Origin of the sequence: Duganella aceris (genome assembly GCF_011090165.1) — a bacterium.
GTDB classification, from domain to species: domain Bacteria; phylum Pseudomonadota; class Gammaproteobacteria; order Burkholderiales; family Burkholderiaceae_D; genus Rugamonas; species Rugamonas aceris.
Window position 1 is genome coordinate 37,841 of the sequence record NZ_JAADJT010000008.1, and the last position, 17,904, is coordinate 55,744.

Below are 17,904 nucleotides of genomic sequence, written 5' to 3' on the forward strand. Positions count from 1 at the left end.
GACGCCATGCAAACCAATCTCGCTGACTTCATCAAGAACACACCCGAGGGCGAAGAGGCCGACGCCATCCTGCGCGCCTGCGTGCACTGCGGCTTCTGCACCGCCACTTGCCCGACCTACCAGCTGCTGGGCGACGAGCTGGATGGCCCTCGCGGCCGCATCTACCTGATCAAGCAAGTGCTGGAAGGCGCGCCGGTCACGGTCAAGACGCAGACCCACCTGGACCGCTGCCTGACCTGCCGCAATTGCGAGACCACCTGTCCGTCCGGCGTCAAATACGGCCGCCTGATCGACATCGGCCGCAAGGTGGTCGAGCAGCGGGTACAGCGCCCGCTGGCGGAGCGCCTGAAACGGCTGGTGCTGAAGGAAGCCTTGCCGCGCAAGGCGGTGTTCACGCCGGCGCTGCGCGCGGGGCAGCTGTTTCGTCCCTTGCTGTCTCCCGCCTTGCAGGACAAGATCCCGGCCCGTAAAAGCGCCGGCGCCTGGCCGTCACGCCAGCACGCCCGCAAGATGCTGGTGCTGGAAGGCTGCGCGCAGCCGGGCATGGCGCCCAACATCAACGCCGCCGCCGCGCGCGTGCTCGACGCATTGGGCGTGCAGCTGATGGTCGCGCCCAGGGCCGGCTGCTGCGGCGCGGTGCGGCACCACCTCAACGACCAGGACGCGGCGCTGGACGACATGCGCCGCAACATCGACGCCTGGTGGCCGCAAGTCAGCGACGGCGCTGTGGAGGCGATCGTCATGACGGCCTCCGGTTGCGGGGTGATGGTCAAGGAATACGGCCACCTGCTGGCGCACGACGCCGGGTACGCCGACAAGGCACAACGCATCTCCGCGCTGACACGCGACCTGAGCGAAATCATGCCGGAATTCGAAACGGAGCTGGCGCGCAAGGCCAGCATCACCGAGCGTGTCGCCTACCATCCGCCATGCACGCTGCAACACGGCCAGCAGATACGCGGCAAAGTGGAGGGCGTGCTGCGCGCGGTCGGCGTCGACGTGGTGCTGTGCGCCGAGAGCCACCTGTGCTGCGGCTCGGCCGGCACCTATTCGCTGCTGCAGCCGGAACTGTCGCTGCAACTGCGCGACCGCAAGCTGGCCAACCTGGCCGACACCGGCGCCACCACCATCGTCTCGGCCAACGTCGGCTGCAGCGCGCATCTGCAATCGGGCACCGAGACGCCGGTGATGCACTGGATCGAACTGGTGGACCGCGCGCTGCTCTAAGTTTGCACGAACAAGGGCATCTGCGACGTGCCCGCCGCGGGCTCCTCGTGCAGGCTGACGATCGGCGGCAGGCTGGCGGCCGCCTGCCATACCGGCGCCGCGTCGAAGCCCGCGACCCATGACAGCACATCCTCCGCCGGCATCGGCCGCGCGATGCCATAGCCCTGCGCCAGGTCGCAACCGAGGCGCATCAGCATGGCGCCGTGTTCCATCGTCTCCACGCCCTCGGCGATGACGCCCAGGCCGAAAGCCTTGGCCAGGCCGATGACGGCGCTGACCAGATGCAGGTCGTCGCGGTCCACCAGCATATTGCGCACGAAGCTCTGGTCGATCTTGAGGATGTCGGCCGGCAGCCGCTTCAGGTAGGACATCGACGAATAGCCGGTGCCAAAATCGTCCAGCGCGAAGCTGATGCCCAGCGCCTGGCAATCGAGCATGATGGCGCGTACCTGGCTGATATCGCTCAGCGCCGACGATTCCAGGATCTCCAGCTCCAGCATATGCGGCGGCACGTCCTCGAATTCCGATAGCATGGTCTTCAAGCGCGCCACGAAATCGGCACGCTGGAAGTGACGCGCCGCGATGTTGACGCTGATGACCCAGCGCGGATCGAAGACGCGCCACGACTGCAGCTGGCGCAGCGCCTCACGGATCACCCACTCGCCGATGTCGACGATGACGTCGCTGTGTTCGACGATGGGCAGGAAGTCCATCGGCCCGACGATGCCGCGCTGTGGATGCTGCCAGCGCAGCAGCGCCTCCATGCCGACGATGTGGCCCTTGCGCATGTCCAGCTTGGGCTGGTAGTACAGCCGCAGCTCGCCATCGCGCAGCGCCGCGCGCACCTCGGTGCGGCGGTTGTGGTGGGTGCGCACCTGTTCATCCAGGTCGGCGTCGAAGAAGTGATAGCGGTTGCGGCCCGTGATCTTGGCCTGGTACAGCGCCTGGTCGGCGTGGCGCAGCAGGCTGTCGGCGCTGACGTCGGTGCCGGTATAGACCGCGATGCCGACGCTGGCCGACATGGCGACCGCCTCGCCTTCGCAGATGTAGGTGCGCGACAGCGCCGCCATCAGGCGTTCCAGCGCGTGCTCGATGGCGCCGCGATGATTCAGGTCCGGCAGCAGCAGCACGAACTCGTCGCCGCCAAGACGCGCCACGTAATGGCGCTGGCCGGCGAAGTCGTGCAGGCGGCTGGCGACCTGCTTGAGGATCTCGTCACCGACGGCCTGGCCCCGGCTCTGGTTCACATGCTGGAAATGATCGAGGTCGAACAGGCACACCGCCAGCAGATAGCCCTCGTTCCTGGCGCGCGTCACTTCCTGTTCGAAGCGCGAGGCCAGCGCGGCGCGGTTGGGCAAGCCGGTCAGGATGTCGTGGTTGCTCTGCCACGAGATCTGCTGCATCAACTGGCGGCGTTCGGTCACGTCGCGGAACACCAGCACCGAGCCTTGCACCTCGCCGCGCGCGGTGCGGATGGCGTTGGCGGTGTACTCGACGGTGCAGGTGGCGCCGAGGCGGTTGCGCAGGCTCTGGTTGCCGACCTTGATCACATCGCCGCCGGCGTAGATCGCGCTCATCGACTTGAGCAGCGAGTGCTGGCCGAAGTTATTCGCCAACACGAACACCTGGTGCAGCTCCATGCCGCGCGCGCGCGACTCGGACCAGCCGGTGAGCTGCTGCGCGACTTCGTTGATGGTCGCGATTTTTCCGGTCAGGTCGGTGGTGATGACCGCATCGCCGATCGACGCCAGCGTGACTTCGATGCGCTCCTTCTCGGCTTGCAGCTGCTGCTGCGCCAGCAGCGTGCGCTCCAGCTGCGCGCTCAATTGCGACTGGCTCTGTTGCAGCTTGTGCACCAGCGCCTGCACCCGCTGCGCCATGTTGTTGAAGGTGGAGGCCAGCATGCGCGCCTCCAGCGTGCCGCGCAGCGGCAGGCGCACATCGTGGTCGCCGGCCTGGAATCGGTTGGTGGCGTCGGCCAGGCGGCCCAGCATGCGCTTGTTGGCGAAGATGATGATGCCGAGTAGCGTGTAGATGATCAGCACATTCAGCGCCGAGATCACGCCTTGCTGGTGCACGGTGCGCCAGACCTGGGCCAGCGGCAGTGCCGGTTCGAACGTCAGCGCGATGCTGGCGTCGCCGATGGCGATGGCGCGTTGCAGCGGCGCCAGCGTGACCAGCTTGGCGAACCAGGCCGGCGCCGGTTGCGCCGCGGGCGCGGTGCGCAGCGCTTCGAGGTGGCCGCCGGCGTAATCGAGCCGCGCCGCAGACAGGTCGGCGTTGAGCAGCAAGGCGCCGGACAGCGCGCTATCGATGCCGGCGCGGTCGCGCGCGGCCAGCGCCGGTTGCAGCGCCTTGCGCAGATGGACGGCCAGATCGGCGGCATCTTGCTGATAGCGCGTCTGGGCGTACGAGGTTTCCGATTGCAGCAGCAGGCTGTAACGCACGCCGACCACCAGCGCGATGATCACGAAGATGGGCAGGAATAAACGCGAGTAGATTCCCATCCGCATCCAGGGCGACAGCAGTTTTCCAAATAATGACATAGGTAACTAATTCGATTTGGAAATGACCAAAGGGCATTATTACCGAAAAGTCAAGCCAAAGCACGGCTTTTGGAAATCGTTTTCAGATATTTACTCGGCCAACAACTTTTCGATGTCGGCGATGAGTTCCTCCGGCTTGGTGGCCGGGGCGTAGCGGTTGAACACGGTGCCGTCCTTGCGGATCAGGAACTTGGTGAAATTCCACTTGATCGCCTCGGTGCCGAGGATGCCGGGCGCATCCTTTTTGAGTTGCTTGAACAGCGGATGGGCCTGGTCGCCGTTGACATCGATCTTGGCGAACAGCGGGAAGGTGACGCCGTAGTTTTTCTCGCAGAAGGCGCCGATCTCCTCGGCCTGGCCCGGCTCCTGGGCGCCGAACTGGTTGCAGGGGAAGCCCAGCACCGTCACGCCCTGGTCCTTGAACTGCTGGTAGACCGCCTCCAGCCCCTTGTACTGCGGGGTGAAGCCGCACTTGCTGGCGGTATTGACGATCAACAGCACCTGACCCTGGTACTGGCTCAGATTGACGGGCTGGCCCGACAGGCTGTCGGCGCTGATGTCGAAGATAGTGTTTGCCATTAGACGATTCCTAAATGTTCGGTTCCGGCCGAGAGATCCCGGTTCTTGGCGTCCTTGCCTTCGAGCTTGATGGCCAGGCGCAGATCGTTGACGGAGTCGGCGTTGCGCAGCGCGTCCTCGTAGGTGATCATATCAGCCTCGTGCAGTTCGAACAGCGACTGGTCGAAGGTTTGCATGCCCAGCTCGCGCGATTTCTTCATCAGCTCCTTGATCTCGTGCACCTGGCCCTTGAAGATCAGGTCGGAGATCAGCGGCGAGTTCAGCAGGATCTCGATCGCCACCGCGCGGCCCTTGGACTCCTTCTTCGGAATCAGGCGCTGCGAAATCATGCCCTTCAGGTTCAGCGACAAGTCCATCAGCAGCTGCTGGCGGCGTTCCTCGGGGAAGAAGTTGATGATGCGGTCGAGCGCCTGGTTGGCGCTGTTGGCGTGCAGCGTGGCCAGGCACAGGTGGCCGGTTTCGGCGAAGGCGATGGCGTGGTCCATGGTCTGGCGGTCGCGGATCTCGCCGATCTGGATCACGTCGGGCGCCTGGCGCAGCGTGTTCTTCAGCGCCACTTCCCAATCGTCGGTGTCGACGCCGACCTCGCGCTGGGTGACGATGCAATTCCTGTGCGGATGGACGTACTCGACCGGATCCTCGATGGTGATGATATGGCCGTAGCTGTGCTCGTTGCGATAGCCGACCATGGCCGCCAGCGTGGTCGACTTGCCGGAGCCGGTGGCGCCGACCATGATCACCAGGCCGCGCTTGGACATGACCACATCCTTGAGCACCTCGGGCAGGCCGAGGTCTTCGAGCTTGGGGATTTCGCTGGTGATGGTGCGCAACACCATGCCGACCGAGCTCATCTGCACAAACGCCGACACGCGGAAGCGGCCCAGGTCGCCGGGACTGATGGCGAAGTTGGCCTCCTTGGTCAGTTCGAACGACGCGGTCTGCTTGTCGTTCATGATGGAGCGGGCGAGGTCGGTGGTATGGGCGGCGGTCAGCACCTGCGACGACACCGGCGTCATCTTTCCGTCAATCTTGATAGCCGGCGGAAAGCCGGCGGTGATGAACAAGTCCGAGCCCTTCTTGGCGGTCATCAACCGCAGCAGGTCGAACATGAACTTGGAGGCCTGGTCGCGTTCCATGAGATTCCTTTGAAATGTCCTACTCCGGGGTCAGAGCTCAAATCTGGACACGGGCTCTACCGTAGCGACTGCTAAGGTAGAGCCCGTGTCCAGATTTGAGCTCTGACCCCGGAGTTTTGGGTCACGGGCTCAGCCGGGGAAGTTGTCGGGCGTCTTGGCGGCGCTGCGGGCGGCGCCGGCGCTGATGACGTTGCGCCGCACCAGGTCGGTCAGGTTCTGGTCCAGCGTCTGCATGCCGACGTTGCTGCCGGTCTGGATCGCCGAATACATCTGCGCGATCTTGGCTTCGCGGATCAGGTTGCGGATCGCCGGCGTCGCCACCATGATCTCGTGCGCGGCGACGCGGCCGGCGCCATCCTTGGTCTTCAGCAGCGTCTGCGAAATCACCGCCTGCAGCGATTCCGACAGCATCGCCCGCACCATCTCCTTTTCATCGGCCGGGAATACGTCGACGATACGGTCGATGGTCTTGGCCGCCGACGAGGTGTGCAGCGTGCCGAACACCAGGTGGCCCGTCTCCGCCGCCGACAGGGCCAGGCGGATCGTCTCCAGGTCGCGCAGCTCGCCGACCAAAATGCAGTCCGGATCCTCGCGCAACGCCGAACGCAGCGCGTTGTTGAACGACAGCGTGTGCGGTCCGACTTCGCGCTGGTTGATCAGGCATTTCTTCGATTCGTGCACGAACTCGATCGGATCTTCGATCGTCAGGATGTGGCCGTACTCGCTTTCGTTGAGGTGGTTGACCATCGCCGCCAAGGTGGTCGACTTGCCGGAGCCGGTCGGGCCCGTCACCAGCACCAGCCCGCGCGGCTTCAGCGCGAAGTCGGCGAAGATCTTCGGTGCGTTCAGGTCTTCCAGGCTGAGTATCTTGGACGGAATCGTGCGCAGCACCGCCGACGCGCCGCGCTCCTGGTTGAAGGCGTTGACGCGGAAACGCGCCAGCCCGGGAATCGCGAACGAGAAGTCGACCTCCAGCATCTCCTCGTAGGCTTTGCGCTGGCCGTCGTTCATGATGTCATAAATCATGCCGTGCACGTCCTTGTGCTCCAGCGGCGGCAGGTTGATGCGGCGCACGTCGCCGTGCACCCGTATCATCGGCGGCAACCCTGCCGACAGGTGCAAGTCCGAAGCCTTGTTCTTGACCGAGAATGCGAGAAGTTCGGAGATGTCCATTTATAATCCCTGTGCCTGCGTTGAGGTAGACGCTGTTTTGATGTTTTTTACTCGATGATTATGTCCCTGATCCCCCAAAACTTGCAAGCAATCACCGCGACAATTGTTGCCGCAGCCCAAGAAGCGGGCCGTCCGCCACAATCCGTGCAACTGCTGGCCGTGTCCAAGACCTTCGGGCCGGAGGCGGTGCTGGAGGCGGTCGAGGCCGGCCAGCGCGCCTTCGGCGAGAATTACCTCCAGGAGGGCCTGGACAAGATCCGCAGCCTGCAGGAGGCCGGTGCGCCGGCGCTGGAGTGGCATTTCATCGGTCCTATCCAGAGCAACAAGACCCGTCCGATCGCCGAGCACTTTTCTTGGGTGCACACGGTCGAGCGGGAAAAGATCGCGCAGCGCCTGTCCGAGCAGCGGCCGGCCGGCATGGCGCCGTTGCAGATCTGCCTGCAAGTGAACATCAGCGGTGAGGCCAGCAAGAGCGGCGTCGCCCCCGAGGAACTGGCGGCGCTGGCCCACAAGGTCGCCGCGCTGCCCAACCTGACCCTGCGCGGCCTGATGGCGATCCCCGAGCCGGCCGTGGAATTCGAGCAGCAGCGCGCGGCCTTCGCCCGGCTGCGGAGTTTGTACGAGCAACTGCGCGCCGACGGCCTGGCGCTCGATACGCTGTCGATGGGCATGTCGGCCGACCTGCGCGCGGCGGTGGTCGAGGGCGCCACCATCGTGCGCGTCGGCAGCGCTATTTTTGGATCACGGCACTATTCCTGAAGGACATTATGAAGATTGCATTTATCGGAGGCGGCAACATGGCCGCCGCGCTGATCGCGGGACTGGCCAACAAGCTGACGCCGGGGGCCGACATCCATGTGGTCGATCCCAACGCGGACGCGCTGGCGCGCCTGCACAAGCAGTTCGGTGTGACCACGGCCAACGCGATCGATGCGCCGGTGTCGGCCGCCGACGTGATCGTGCTGGCGGTCAAGCCGCAGAGCATGCGTGAAGTGGCGGCGCAGCTGGCGCCGTTCGTGGTCGCGGCCAGGCAGCCGCTGATCGTGTCGATCGCGGCCGGCATCCGTGGCGCCGACCTGTCGCGCTGGCTGGGCGGCTACGGCGCCATCGTGCGCTGCATGCCGAATACGCCGGCGTTGATCGGTCTCGGCGTCACCGGCATGGTGGCGATGGCCGGCGTCGGCGAGCAGCAGCGCGCGCTGGCCGACGATATCCTGCGCGCGGTCGGCGCCACCGTGTGGCTGGACGATGAGGCGAAGATCGATGCGGTGACGGCGGTGTCGGGCAGCGGTCCGGCCTATGTGTTTTACTTCATCGAGGCGATGCAGCAGGCGGCGGCCGAGCTGGGCTTGAGCGAGGAGCAGGGCAAGCAGCTGGCGCTGGCGACCTTCAACGGCGCGGCGCAACTGGCGACCCGCTCGGTGGAGCCGGTGTCGCTGCTGCGCGAGCGCGTCACGTCGAAGGGCGGCACCACCTACGCCGCGCTGACCAGCATGGAGGTCGGCGGCGTCAAGGCGGCGATCGTCAAGGCGGTGCACGCCGCCGCCCGGCGCGGCAAGGAGATGGGCGACGAGCTGGGCGCGGCGGACTAGGCATCGCAGCCCTGTTGCATCGCCGCGATCCAGGCGCGGATCAGCGCCACGCCTTCCTTGTGCACCGATCCGCGCCCCAGTTCCGGCATCATCACGCCGGGCTCGGCCGACATCAGACGGTACAACATGATCGACTGGTCCGGCTTGCCCGGGGCGATGTCGTAGCCGTGGCCGCCGGTGCCGGCGCCGGCGGCGACCGGCGGTTTGCACAAGCCCAGATGCAGATCGGCCGGCGCGCCCAGATTCAGGTGTAGCGCCGTGGTGTTGGCCGCGCCCTTGTCGTTGTGGCAGTGGGCGCAGTTGACGTCCAGATAGGCGCGGGCGCGCGCGTCCAATGGCTGCGACGGATCGCGCCAGTCGGCGTTGCGCGGCGCGGTCCTTGCGGCGTCGGCCGGCGCACCGCTCAGGTAGCCGATGCGCGCCAGATAATCCAGCTGGTTGACGCTGACTCCTTCATACCCGTAACTGCGGTTCATATGCCGCGCCTTGGTTCCGATCGGCTCGAACTTGCGCGACTTGACGTCGGCCACATGGCAGGAGGCGCACTGATTTACGTTCGGCACCACATAGGTCAGCGGCTTGACCGACTTGTCCTCATGGATGACCTTGAGCGGCACCTGGTCGCCGGTGCGCGCCAGCACCGCCTCGGTCTGGTCCGCGTTCCACACATAGGGCAGGGCGATCCAGCCGTCGGCACGCCGCACCAGCAGGCGGGTTTCGATCAGGCGCACGGTGGCCAGGTCCAGCTTGTCGCCGCCGTTCTTGCTGCTGTCGTAGGTGGCCAGCACCGCGCGGTCGGTGCCGGCGGCCTTGGGAAAGTAGAAGGTCTTGCTGATGATGGTGCCGACCGGGAAATCGAACGCGGTCTCGCCGTTGTAGACGGCGCCGTGACCTTTCGGCATCCAGATCGTGCGCAACTTCTGCGCGTAGTCGGAGAACAGCGGCGTGTTCAGCTCGTAGGGCACCACCTCCTTGTTGAGTTTGAGACGGCCGCCGGCGACGGCCATCAGATGCCAGTCGCTGAGTTTCTCGGGATTGCCTTCGGCGATAAAGGTGACTGGGGCCGGGCGCTGCGTGCACGCCGCCAGGGCGAGCACGCACGCGAACATGGCCGCCGCCCGCAGCGGACGGTAAGCGGTTGACGACATCATCGGAACTACCTTTTCAAGACGTTCAGGTTTGCGCGGCCAGCTGGGCGATCGTCACGGGCGGCAGCTTGGCCAGCGCGCAGCGGAACGGCGCCGCATCCTTGCTCGGATTCTTGTATTTGTTCGGCCCGTCGGCGTTCAGCACTTCGACGCCGTCCTGGATACAGATGCGCTGCTCGGCCGGCAGCTGTCCCTTGACCATCAGCTTGGTGTCGACATAGCCGTCCCACAGCACGTCCGGCAGGTGGCCGCTGATGCCGTACATCGCGATCTTCAGCGCCTTCAGGTCGAGGCCGTCCGGCGAATCACCGCCGCCCTTGAAGCGGTTGCCGTAGACGTAGATCGCCTTCGGATACGGATCGTAGTTCGCCGCCACGCCTTTTTCGGTGAAGTAGCCGGTCGAGTGGTAGCTGGAGATGATGACGTTGGCGGTCTTGTTGTCGGCGACGTCGTTGTCGAAAATCTCCACCTTGGAGTTGGAATTGATGATGATGCCGGACCCGGCCGGCACGCTCGCCACCGCCGTGCCCTTGGCGGCGAAGTTGCCGAGGTTGTTCTTCTCCACCTTGTTCTGGTAGACGCGGGTGCTGTGCCCCGGCTGCGACAGGTTGGGCATGTTGAACACCAGGATGCCGCCGGTATTGTTGGTGGCGACGTTGTCGTAGACGTCGGCGTTGATGGTGTTCTCGATCTCGATGCCGGCCACGTTGGCCTCGGCGCGCGAGCGGCGCACCACCACGCCGTTGGACTGGCCGACATAGATGCCGGCGTCGGAGGCGGCGAGCGCCACGCAGTCCTCGATCAGCACGTTCCTGGTCTTGACCGGGTAGATGCCGTAGGCGCCGTTGCTGACCTTGGAGCCGCCGGTCCATTGCACCTTGACCTTGCGGATGGTGACGTGGTCGCCGTCGTTGATCTTCAGCCCGTCGCCCTTGGAATCCTCGATGGTCAGGCCTTCGATGGTGAAGTTGTTGCCATAGACCAGCATGCCTTCCGGTCCGGTGATCTGGTTCTTGAACGACAGCACGGTCTGCTCCATGCCGGCGCCACGGATGGTGACGCCGTCGCCGCGCAGCGTCAGGCCCGAGGTCAGGTGATAGGTGCCGGCCGGAATCTCGACCACGCTGCCGGGTTTAGCGTCCAGCAATTGCTCCTGGAGTTTCTTCTGGAACGCGGCGTCGGCGGCGTATTTCTCCCGCGTCACCGGCGCCTCGGTCCTGCCGCAGGCGCCCAGCAGGGCGCAGACGGTGCCGCATACCGCCATCGTTTTTATTGCCTTGTACATGTACTTGTCCCCTCATTTTTATTTTATGTAGAGTGTCTGGCAAGATTGAGTATATCTTTCACTTGTTGTTTTATAACATCGAATTTCGGCCAAAATTACTGCTACTATCGGCCGCATGATCAAGGTCGCCGTGTATATCGATGACAACTGCTGGGCCGGGCTGGCGATGCTGGTCAAGGAGGCGTTCGCCGTCGCCGGCACGCTGCACGCGCGCAATGCCGACCTGAAGGCGTCGGCCTTGTTCGAGGTGCGGCTGGCGGCGCGCGGCAAGCGTCCGGTGCGCAGTTTCACCGGACCGGCGCTGCTGCCGGAAGCCACGCTGGACGAGGCGGCCGGGTCGGACATCGTGGTGGTGCCGCCGTTCTTTTTCGCCGATGAGCAGCGCAAGACGATAACGCCGCGTCTGCGGCGCTGGCTGATCGACGCCTACGACAACGGCGCCACCTTGCTGAGCATGGCCAGCGGCGTGCGGCTGCTGGCCGAGACCGGCCTGCTCGACGGCCACGAAGTCACCGGCAATCCGTCGGACCAGCGGGTGTTCGCGCGGCACTATCCGCAGATCCGTTTCACGCCGGAGGCGCCGCTGGTGATCGACGGCCGCATCCTCAGCGCCGCCTCGATCAATCCCTGCATCGACGCCTGCGCCTACCTGGTCGGGCAATTCGTCGGCGACGGTGCGGCGCGCAAGTTCTCGCGCTACACCAACTCGGTGCGGCATCCGACCTATGAGCGGATGGCGCTGAAGAACGCGGCGCACAAGCAGCACGCGGACCAGCGCATCAAGCAGGCGCAGGAGTTCATCGAACGGCATTTCAAGCGGGAGATTTCGGTGGAGGAGGCGGCGCGGTGTTCGGCGATGAGCCTGCGGAATTTTTCAAGGCGCTTCCAGCAGGCGGTGGGGATGGCGCCGCACAGCTACATCGCCCGCTGCCGCGCCGAGTACGCCAAGGATCTGCTGGCGCGGCCGGGCATGTCGATTCTGGAAGTGGCGCAGCAGTCAGGCTTCCGCAACGAAGTCACGCTGCGGCGCGCCTTCGATCAATTGCTGGGGACGACGCCGACCGCCTACCGCAGCGCCAACGGCAGCGCCCTGGCCCAGCGGTTGGAGGACAGCGAGAAAGTCAGCGCGCGCACCTGGTGATACCAGCCGGCCGGCACGTACAGCATGTCGCCTGGATGGACGATGACTTCGATCATCGTCGCCTGGCGGGCCAGCGGGAATTGCGCGAAGTCCGGCGCCTCGGGATCGAACGGCGAGCCGAACAGGATGGCGTTGGCTTCGCGCGGATACAGGAATTCATCGTGGTGCGGCGGCGACAGGAAGATGCGCTTGGTGCCCCAGATCTGCGCGAAGATATTGTCGTCGTAGTCGCAATGCAGCGGCGTCACCGTGCCGGCCGGGCCGATCCAGAAGCGGGGCGGGCCCATCTTGTCGAACCAGGTGGGCCAGTGGCACAGGCTGTTCAGTTCGCGTAGCTCCAGGTTGCCGAGGTAGGGCGGCAGGTCGTGCCGGCCGGAGTCGGCCAGTTCAAGATACTCCAGCATCGACATGTCCTGCATCGCGCGGTCGGGGGCGAAGGCGGTGTTGATGTAATCGCCGACGCGGGCGCGGACTTGCAGGTGGCTGTAGCGTTCGCGCAGCGTTTGCGGCGTGAGCGAGGTCAGCGGCCAGCGCTTGACCAGGCCGCTGGTCAGGAAGGGCAGGCCATGCGCGGCGCGGGCGCGGAAGGCGGCGGCGTCGAGCAGACCGAGGCGCGGTACTTCGGAAATGGCGGGAAGATCGCGCGCGGCGAGCTTGATCGCGTCGCGCATTTCATGGATGGAGCTGACGCCGCGCACCAGCGCATCCCGCTCCTCGCGCGCCTGCTTCTTGGCGACAACCTCCTCCGGCGACAACCGAGGCGGCAATCGCGGCGCCGTACTTTTCTCTTTTGACATCGTGCTTTAACTATCTTCTTATTACCATCGGGCAGTTTACCATTTAACGCTATGAGCACGGTCAAGCGACCGCCGAGCTGCGACGTCATATCGGAGGCGTAATGGTAGACTGGCGAACTCAAAGGAGTACATCATGAAAGATGATTTACTGCATCAAGTAGCTGAGTTGACGGTCGAGGATCAGCTCGCACTAGTGGAAGCAATCTGGGACGGCATCGTTCACGACGATGCGGCATCTCTGCCGACAGAGGCGCACAAAGCTGAATTGGATCAGCTGCTCGCGGAGCATGAGGCGAACGCGGATCATGTTTTAAGTTGGGATGAAGTGGAAGCCGCCGCGCTTGCCCGCATGCGGCAATGACGCTCCCCGTCACATTCACCACCGCCGCAAGCGGCCACATCGCCGACGCCGCGCGTTGGTATGAGCAGAAACGAAAAGGGCTCGGCAGCGAGTTTTTAGCTGAGGTGAAGCGTCGAACCTCGCTTGCCGCTACCCATCCACTTCAATGTCCTTACTTTCACAAAGACATTCGTCGAATTCCTTTGAAGCGCTTTCCCTACCTGATTTATTTTCGACTAAGCGCAGATCGGCTGCTTGTCGTGGCTGTACTGCACGTTCGAAGAAATCAGGCTTCCGTAGTTCCCTAAGCTTATTCGCGTTGAATTTTTCTTAGCCACGTGTCCCATGATGCGACTCGTCTTGGAGGATGGGTAGATCGGCAAATGCCATCTCGGCGGTACCGCGTGCTGTGGGAAAACGATGGATGAAGTCGCTGATTTTCATGATGTCGACAATCGATATCGGACGCGCGAAAAATGTGGGTTATTTCCGTGAGATCAGCATGCCGACGATAATGCCTACCGCTGCGCCGAGGCTGACGGCTTTCCATGGGTTTTCGTGGACGTATGCGTCGGTGGCTTTGGCGGCGTCGCGGCTGCGGCCGATGATGCTGTCCTCCAGCTTGCGCAGGTCGATCCGGGCGGTGCGCAGCGTGTCGTCGAAGCGCGCCCGCGTCTCCGACGGGACGATGCTTTCCTGCGAGGCCGCGTCCTTGAGCCAGGTCTCCGCTTCGCCGATGGCGTTCTTTAATTCATCCATCAGCTTGTCGCGCGCGGCGCCGCTGGCGGCCTGGCTGCCGGCGATCTCGTCTTTGCCATTCTGTTGCGTGTGATCCATGATGAGGTCCTCTGGTTGGGGATGAAGGTTAGTTAGTGTAAGTATCCCTCATGCCCCCGCTTTGCGCGCGCTCAATTGTGCTAGCGCAGAGCGTAGTCCAGCGCCACCCCGGCGAACACCGCCGCGCCCAGCCAGTTGTTGTGGCGGAAGGCGTAGAAGCAGGCGTCGCGCTCGCGGTTGCGGATCAGCGTGTAGTGGTAGACGGCGATCCCGGCCGCCACCGCCAGTCCGGCGACGAACCAGAGACGCAGCCCCTGCTGCCAGCCGCACAGCAGCAGCAAGGTCAAATGCATGGCGTAGCAGAACATGACGATCGCGACGTCGTAGCGGCCGAAGGTGATGGCCGAGGTGCGGATGCCGATCTTCAGATCGTCGTCGCGGTCGACCATGGCGTATTCGGTGTCGTAGGCCAGGGTCCAGAACACGTTGCTGATCAACAGCACCCAGGCCAGCAGCGGCACCGTGCCCTGGATCGCGGCGAACGCCATCGGGATGCCGAAGCCGAAGGCGATGCCGAGATACGCTTGCGGAATCGCGAAGAAGCGCTTGAAGTACGGATAGGTGCCGGCGATGACCACGGCGGCGATCGACATCTGCTTGGTCAGCGTATTCAGCGGCAGGATCAGGCAGAACGCCAGAATCGCCAGCACGGCGGCGATCGCCAGCGCTTCCTTGCCGCTGACGCGGCCGCTGGTGATCGGACGCTGTTCGGTGCGCTTGACGAATTTGTCGATGTCCTGGTCGGCATAGTCGTTGATGGCGCAGCCGGCCGAGCGCATCAGCAGCGTCCCCAGCGAGAAGATCAGCAGCAGCTTCCAGTCCGGCACGCCGTTCGAGGCCAGCCACATGGCGCTCAACGTCGGCCACAGCAGCAGCACGGTGCCGATCGGTTTGTCCAGCCTGACCAGGCGAAAATAGAGCGCCAGCTTGTTCATGGGATGCGTCGCGTAGAAGGAAAGAGGGGATTATCGCAAATCCTGCGCCGGCCCGTGCGGCGGCGTCGGCACGGCGCCGGTCAGGCGTCGCTGGCGCAGAGCGTGGTGATGCCGGGCAGGTTGCAGGCCGAGACCACCTCGCACACGGCGTCGATGGCGGCCTTGCGGGTGAAGCTCTTGCGCCACAGGATCACCACCCGGCGCGACGGCACCGGCGCGTCGAACGGGCGGAATTGCAGCATGCCTTCCTTGGGATCCATGTCCGGCACCGAGGCGCGCGGCAGCACGGTCAAGCCGATGCCGCTGGCGACCATGTGGCGGATGGTTTCCAGCGACGAACCTTCGAAAGTGCGCTGCATGCCGTTGCCCGGCGCCGAGAAGCGCGCCATTTCCGGGCAGACTTCCAGCACCTGGTCGCGGAAGCAGTGGCCGTTGCCGAGCAACAGCATGTTTTCGGTCTTCAGGTCGTCGGCGGCGATGCTCTGGCGCTTGGTCCACGGATGCTGGGCCGGCATCGCGACCACGAACGGTTCGTCGTACAGGACTTGCATCGCCATGCCGTGTTCCGGCAGCGGCAGCGCCATGATGGCGGCGTCGAGCTCGCCCTGGCGCAGCATCTCCAGCAGCCGCACGGTGAAGTTTTCCTGCAGAATCAGCGGCATTTGCGGCACTTTGGCTATCATGCCCTTGACCAGCGGCGGCAGCAGATACGGGCCGATGGTGTAGATCACGCCCAGCCGCAACGGGCCGGCCAGCGGATCCTTGTTCTGTTTGGCGAGTTCCTTGATGGCGGCGGTCTGCTCCAGCACGCGCTCGGCCTGGGCGACGATCTGCGCGCCCAGCGGCGTGACCGAGATTTCGGCGCCGCCCCGTTCGAACAAGACCACGCCCAGCTCGTCCTCAAGTTTCTTGATGGCGACCGACAGCGTCGGCTGCGCGACGTAACAGGCTTCGGCCGCGTGCCCGAAGTGTTTCGCTCTAGCAACGGCGACGATGTATTTCAGTTCGGTCAGAGTCATGAATGTATTTGAACACAGGCGATGCTGGGATGCAATAATTGTGGACCAAGTTGAGCTATTGTAGCGGAATGATGTCGATATAATGCGGCATATCCAACGAAAGGCGCGTATGTCCTCCACTTTTGGTCCCGAAGAAGCGCAAGCCTACCTGCACAAGCTGCTGAAGGTGATGCACCACACCGGCGGTTCGGATTTGTTCATTTCCGCCGATTTTCCGCCCAGTATGAAGTCGCAGGGCGCGATGAAGCCGCTGAGCCAGCAGAAGCTGACCGGTGCGGTGACGCGGGCGCTGGCGCTGTCGATCATGAACGACAAGCAGAAACGCGAGTTCGAGACTGAGCTGGAATGCAACTTCGCCATCTCGCTGCCCGACGTGTGCCGTTTCCGCGTCAACGTCTACGTGCAGCAGCAGAACGTGGCGATGGTGATCCGCACCATCGCCTCGGAAATCCCCAACTTCGAAAAGCTCGACCTGCCCGAGGTGCTGAAGGAAGTGATCATGACCAAGCGCGGACTGGTGCTGGTGGTGGGCGGCACCGGCTCCGGCAAGTCGACCACGCTGGCGGCGATGATCGATTACCGCAACGCCAACTCGGCCGGCCACATCATCACGGTCGAGGATCCGGTCGAGTACGTGCACAAGAACAAGGGCTGCCTGATCACCCACCGCGAAGTCGGCGTCGACACGCTGTCGTGGCACAACGCGCTGAAGAACACGCTGCGCCAGGCGCCCGACGTGATCCTGATCGGCGAGATCCGCGACACCGAAACCATGGAGCACGCGATCGCGTTCGCCGAGACCGGTCACCTGTGCCTGGGCACGCTGCACGCGAACAACTCCAACCAGACCATGGACCGCATCATCAACTTCTTCCCGGAGGAGCGGCGCAACCAGCTGCTGATGGACCTGTCGTCGAACCTGCGCGCCATCGTCTCGCAGCGGCTGGTGCGCACCGAGGACGGCAAGGGCCGCAAGGCGGCGATCGAGATCCTGCTGAACACGCCGACCATCGCCGAGATGATCTTCAAGGGCAATTTCCAGGCGATCAAGGAAATCATGCACAAGTCGCGCGAGCTGGGCATGTGCACCTTCGACCAGGCGCTGTACGAACTTTATAATAAGGGCTACATCGCCTACGAAGAGGCGATCCGCAACGCCGACTCGGCCAACGGCCTGCGGCTGCAGATCAAACTGCGCGGCGACCGCCGCGAGCCGGGCGATACCGCCGGCTCGGCTTCCGATGCGCTCAGCATGCAGATCGACGACGAAGCCGAAGACGAACAATCCAAATAAACCGAAAAGACCGCCATGCCTCAATTTGAAGACAAGCTCTGCACCCGTGAACAACTGGCCGCGCGCGTGGCCGCGCTGCCCAAGCCGGTGGTGCTGACCAACGGCGTGTTCGACATCCTGCATCGCGGCCATGTCACCTATCTGGCGCAGGCGCGCGCGCTCGGCGCCTCGCTGGTGGTGGCCGCCAACACCGACGCCTCGGTCAAGCGGTTGGGCAAGGGCGACGACCGGCCGCTGAACCAGTGCGCCGACCGCATGGCGGTGCTGGCCGCGCTGGAATCGGTGAGCCTGGTGGTCGACTTCGACGAGGACACCGCGCTGGAAGTGGTGCAGCAGGCGCGCCCGGAAATCTACGCCAAGGGCGGCGACTACCAGATGGACGCGATCCCGGAAGGCAAGGCGGTGCTGGCCTACGGCGGCCAGGCGATCGCCATCGATTTCGAGCACGACCGCTCGACCACCAAACTGCTGACCAAGGTGCGCGCGCAGCGTCCCGCATGAGGATACTGCTGATCCTGGTCGCGACGCTGGTGTTCCTCGGCGTCTTGTGGGGGCCGGCCTTCATGGTCGCGCTGCGCTACTGGCGGCGCGGCGACGCCGGCGCGTTCCGCCAACTGCGCTATTTATATCCGGCGCAGCTGATCGTCGCGGTGGCGCTGGCGTTCACCGCCGATCTGCTGGGCTTGCGTCAACCGGCCGCGCTGCTGGCCGGCTCGACCGTGTGCGCCGGCGCCTGCGGCGCGCTGTTCGTCTGGCTGTATCAACTGCTGAGCAGCAAACGCCGATAATCAAAGCCCGGCCGCGACAGCCATCAAGATCCTGTCGTTTTCCATTCGTGCGCGCTGGCGGCGCGCA

Annotated in this window: 19 protein-coding genes; 9 read left to right on the top strand and 10 right to left on the bottom strand. The window is 64.3% G+C overall.

All coding sequences use genetic code 11. The annotated features are described in order from the left end of the window. The first annotated feature begins 6 nt into the window (after positions 1-6). Complete coding sequence (glcF, locus tag GW587_RS17760; RefSeq protein WP_166105674.1) at positions 7-1,227, top strand: glycolate oxidase subunit GlcF; 1,221 nt, start codon at positions 7-9, stop codon at positions 1,225-1,227. Here the strand turns inward: glcF and GW587_RS17765 are convergent. The 4 genes from GW587_RS17765 to GW587_RS17780 form a co-directional block, all read right to left on the bottom strand. After that, positions 1,224-3,734 (bottom strand): putative bifunctional diguanylate cyclase/phosphodiesterase, encoded by a 2,511-nt coding sequence (locus GW587_RS17765; RefSeq protein WP_166105676.1) that lies wholly within the window; start codon positions 3,732-3,734, stop codon positions 1,224-1,226. The genes glcF and GW587_RS17765 overlap by 4 nt on opposite strands. A 129-nt stretch (positions 3,735-3,863) precedes the next feature. Next, positions 3,864-4,352 carry a glutathione peroxidase gene (locus GW587_RS17770; RefSeq protein WP_166105679.1) on the bottom strand — a complete coding sequence of 163 codons (489 nt, stop codon included), beginning with the start codon at positions 4,350-4,352 and terminating at the stop codon, positions 3,864-3,866. Beyond that, on the bottom strand, positions 4,352-5,488 hold the full coding sequence (locus GW587_RS17775) for a PilT/PilU family type 4a pilus ATPase (protein ID WP_166105680.1): 1,137 nt from the start codon (positions 5,486-5,488) through the stop codon (positions 4,352-4,354). The genes GW587_RS17770 and GW587_RS17775 overlap by 1 nt, the downstream gene beginning before the upstream one ends. A gap of 129 nt (positions 5,489-5,617) precedes the next feature. Next, positions 5,618-6,661, bottom strand: a complete 1,044-nt coding sequence (locus GW587_RS17780; protein ID WP_166105682.1) for a type IV pilus twitching motility protein PilT — start codon at positions 6,659-6,661, stop codon at positions 5,618-5,620. Positions 6,662-6,721: 60 nt separating this feature from the next. On the opposite strand from GW587_RS17780, the gene GW587_RS17785 reads away from it, so the two are divergent. Beyond that, the gene (locus GW587_RS17785) at positions 6,722-7,420 is read left to right on the top strand and encodes a YggS family pyridoxal phosphate-dependent enzyme (RefSeq protein WP_166105684.1); all 699 of its coding nucleotides are present in this window, start codon (positions 6,722-6,724) and stop codon (positions 7,418-7,420) included. Positions 7,421-7,428: 8 nt separating this feature from the next. Continuing rightward, positions 7,429-8,253 carry a pyrroline-5-carboxylate reductase gene (proC, locus tag GW587_RS17790; RefSeq protein WP_166105686.1) on the top strand — a complete coding sequence of 275 codons (825 nt, stop codon included), beginning with the start codon at positions 7,429-7,431 and terminating at the stop codon, positions 8,251-8,253. Here the strand turns inward: proC and GW587_RS17795 are convergent. Together GW587_RS17795 and GW587_RS17800 are read right to left on the bottom strand one after the other, a co-directional pair. Further along, positions 8,250-9,404 (bottom strand): SO2930 family diheme c-type cytochrome, encoded by a 1,155-nt coding sequence (locus GW587_RS17795; protein WP_229259521.1) that lies wholly within the window; start codon positions 9,402-9,404, stop codon positions 8,250-8,252. The two genes, proC and GW587_RS17795, sit on opposite strands and share 4 nt — an antisense overlap. A 22-nt stretch (positions 9,405-9,426) precedes the next feature. Further along, a complete protein-coding gene (locus GW587_RS17800) occupies positions 9,427-10,686 on the bottom strand; it encodes a parallel beta-helix domain-containing protein (protein ID WP_166105687.1) in 1,260 nt (419 codons plus the stop codon). A 115-nt stretch (positions 10,687-10,801) separates the two neighbouring features. Between GW587_RS17800 and GW587_RS17805 the strand changes: the two genes are divergently transcribed. After that, positions 10,802-11,827 carry a GlxA family transcriptional regulator gene (locus GW587_RS17805; RefSeq protein WP_166105690.1) on the top strand — a complete coding sequence of 342 codons (1,026 nt, stop codon included), beginning with the start codon at positions 10,802-10,804 and terminating at the stop codon, positions 11,825-11,827. On the opposite strand, the gene GW587_RS17810 is transcribed toward GW587_RS17805, so the two are convergent. After that, a complete protein-coding gene (locus tag GW587_RS17810) occupies positions 11,752-12,624 on the bottom strand; it encodes a cupin-like domain-containing protein (protein WP_166105691.1) in 873 nt (290 codons plus the stop codon). The two genes, GW587_RS17805 and GW587_RS17810, sit on opposite strands and share 76 nt — an antisense overlap. Positions 12,625-12,757: 133 nt before the next feature. Here GW587_RS17810 and GW587_RS17815 point away from each other — a divergent pair, with 133 nt between their 5' ends. Continuing rightward, complete coding sequence (locus GW587_RS17815; protein WP_166105693.1) at positions 12,758-12,985, top strand: addiction module protein; 228 nt, start codon at positions 12,758-12,760, stop codon at positions 12,983-12,985. Beyond that, the gene (locus GW587_RS17820) at positions 12,982-13,272 is read left to right on the top strand and encodes a type II toxin-antitoxin system RelE/ParE family toxin (protein ID WP_166105695.1); all 291 of its coding nucleotides are present in this window, start codon (positions 12,982-12,984) and stop codon (positions 13,270-13,272) included. Before GW587_RS17815 ends, GW587_RS17820 begins: the two co-directional genes overlap by 4 nt. Positions 13,273-13,447: 175 nt before the next feature. On the opposite strand, the gene GW587_RS17825 is transcribed toward GW587_RS17820, so the two are convergent. The 3 genes from GW587_RS17825 to GW587_RS17835 all read right to left on the bottom strand — a co-directional run bounded on the left by GW587_RS17825 (position 13,448) and on the right by GW587_RS17835 (position 15,755). Further along, a complete protein-coding gene (locus GW587_RS17825) occupies positions 13,448-13,801 on the bottom strand; it encodes an ElaB/YgaM/YqjD family protein (RefSeq protein WP_166105697.1) in 354 nt (117 codons plus the stop codon). An 80-nt stretch (positions 13,802-13,881) separates the two neighbouring features. Next, complete coding sequence (gene ubiA / locus GW587_RS17830; protein ID WP_166105699.1) at positions 13,882-14,736, bottom strand: 4-hydroxybenzoate octaprenyltransferase; 855 nt, start codon at positions 14,734-14,736, stop codon at positions 13,882-13,884. Positions 14,737-14,816: 80 nt separating this feature from the next. After that, on the bottom strand, positions 14,817-15,755 hold the full coding sequence (locus GW587_RS17835) for a hydrogen peroxide-inducible genes activator (RefSeq protein WP_166105701.1): 939 nt from the start codon (positions 15,753-15,755) through the stop codon (positions 14,817-14,819). Positions 15,756-15,864: 109 nt separating this feature from the next. Between GW587_RS17835 and GW587_RS17840 the strand changes: the two genes are divergently transcribed. The 3 genes from GW587_RS17840 to GW587_RS17850 are packed head-to-tail and all read left to right on the top strand — an operon-like array spanning position 15,865 to position 17,837. Continuing rightward, on the top strand, positions 15,865-17,049 hold the full coding sequence (locus GW587_RS17840; protein ID WP_166105703.1) for a PilT/PilU family type 4a pilus ATPase: 1,185 nt from the start codon (positions 15,865-15,867) through the stop codon (positions 17,047-17,049). A gap of 15 nt (positions 17,050-17,064) precedes the next feature. Then, a complete protein-coding gene (gene rfaE2, locus GW587_RS17845; protein WP_166105705.1) occupies positions 17,065-17,550 on the top strand; it encodes a D-glycero-beta-D-manno-heptose 1-phosphate adenylyltransferase in 486 nt (161 codons plus the stop codon). Then, on the top strand, positions 17,547-17,837 hold the full coding sequence (locus GW587_RS17850; RefSeq protein ID WP_166105707.1) for a hypothetical protein: 291 nt from the start codon (positions 17,547-17,549) through the stop codon (positions 17,835-17,837). The genes rfaE2 and GW587_RS17850 overlap by 4 nt, the downstream gene beginning before the upstream one ends. Positions 17,838-17,904: the final 67 nt, after the last annotated feature.

Excerpts from the sequence above, each read along its gene's own strand:
- ubiA (WP_166105699.1), bottom strand. The coding sequence starts at position 14,736 with ATGAACAAGCTGGCGCTCTATTTTCGCCTGGTCAGGCTGGACAAACCG.
- GW587_RS17785 (WP_166105684.1), top strand. The coding sequence starts at position 6,722 with ATGTCCCTGATCCCCCAAAACTTGCAAGCAATCACCGCGACAATTGTT.
- proC (WP_166105686.1), top strand. The coding sequence starts at position 7,429 with ATGAAGATTGCATTTATCGGAGGCGGCAACATGGCCGCCGCGCTGATC.
- GW587_RS17840 (WP_166105703.1), top strand. The coding sequence starts at position 15,865 with ATGTCCTCCACTTTTGGTCCCGAAGAAGCGCAAGCCTACCTGCACAAG.
- glcF (WP_166105674.1), top strand. The coding sequence starts at position 7 with ATGCAAACCAATCTCGCTGACTTCATCAAGAACACACCCGAGGGCGAA.
- GW587_RS17770 (WP_166105679.1), bottom strand. The coding sequence starts at position 4,352 with ATGGCAAACACTATCTTCGACATCAGCGCCGACAGCCTGTCGGGCCAG.
- GW587_RS17805 (WP_166105690.1), top strand. The coding sequence starts at position 10,802 with ATGATCAAGGTCGCCGTGTATATCGATGACAACTGCTGGGCCGGGCTG.
- GW587_RS17775 (WP_166105680.1), bottom strand. The coding sequence starts at position 5,488 with ATGGAACGCGACCAGGCCTCCAAGTTCATGTTCGACCTGCTGCGGTTG.
- GW587_RS17765 (WP_166105676.1), bottom strand. The coding sequence starts at position 3,734 with ATGGGAATCTACTCGCGTTTATTCCTGCCCATCTTCGTGATCATCGCG.
- GW587_RS17825 (WP_166105697.1), bottom strand. The coding sequence starts at position 13,801 with ATGGATCACACGCAACAGAATGGCAAAGACGAGATCGCCGGCAGCCAG.
- GW587_RS17795 (WP_229259521.1), bottom strand. The coding sequence starts at position 9,404 with ATGATGTCGTCAACCGCTTACCGTCCGCTGCGGGCGGCGGCCATGTTC.
- GW587_RS17780 (WP_166105682.1), bottom strand. The coding sequence starts at position 6,661 with ATGGACATCTCCGAACTTCTCGCATTCTCGGTCAAGAACAAGGCTTCG.
- GW587_RS17815 (WP_166105693.1), top strand. The coding sequence starts at position 12,758 with ATGAAAGATGATTTACTGCATCAAGTAGCTGAGTTGACGGTCGAGGAT.
- GW587_RS17800 (WP_166105687.1), bottom strand. The coding sequence starts at position 10,686 with ATGTACAAGGCAATAAAAACGATGGCGGTATGCGGCACCGTCTGCGCC.
- rfaE2 (WP_166105705.1), top strand. The coding sequence starts at position 17,065 with ATGCCTCAATTTGAAGACAAGCTCTGCACCCGTGAACAACTGGCCGCG.
- GW587_RS17810 (WP_166105691.1), bottom strand. The coding sequence starts at position 12,624 with ATGTCAAAAGAGAAAAGTACGGCGCCGCGATTGCCGCCTCGGTTGTCG.
- GW587_RS17820 (WP_166105695.1), top strand. The coding sequence starts at position 12,982 with ATGACGCTCCCCGTCACATTCACCACCGCCGCAAGCGGCCACATCGCC.
- GW587_RS17835 (WP_166105701.1), bottom strand. The coding sequence starts at position 15,755 with ATGACTCTGACCGAACTGAAATACATCGTCGCCGTTGCTAGAGCGAAA.
- GW587_RS17850 (WP_166105707.1), top strand. The coding sequence starts at position 17,547 with ATGAGGATACTGCTGATCCTGGTCGCGACGCTGGTGTTCCTCGGCGTC.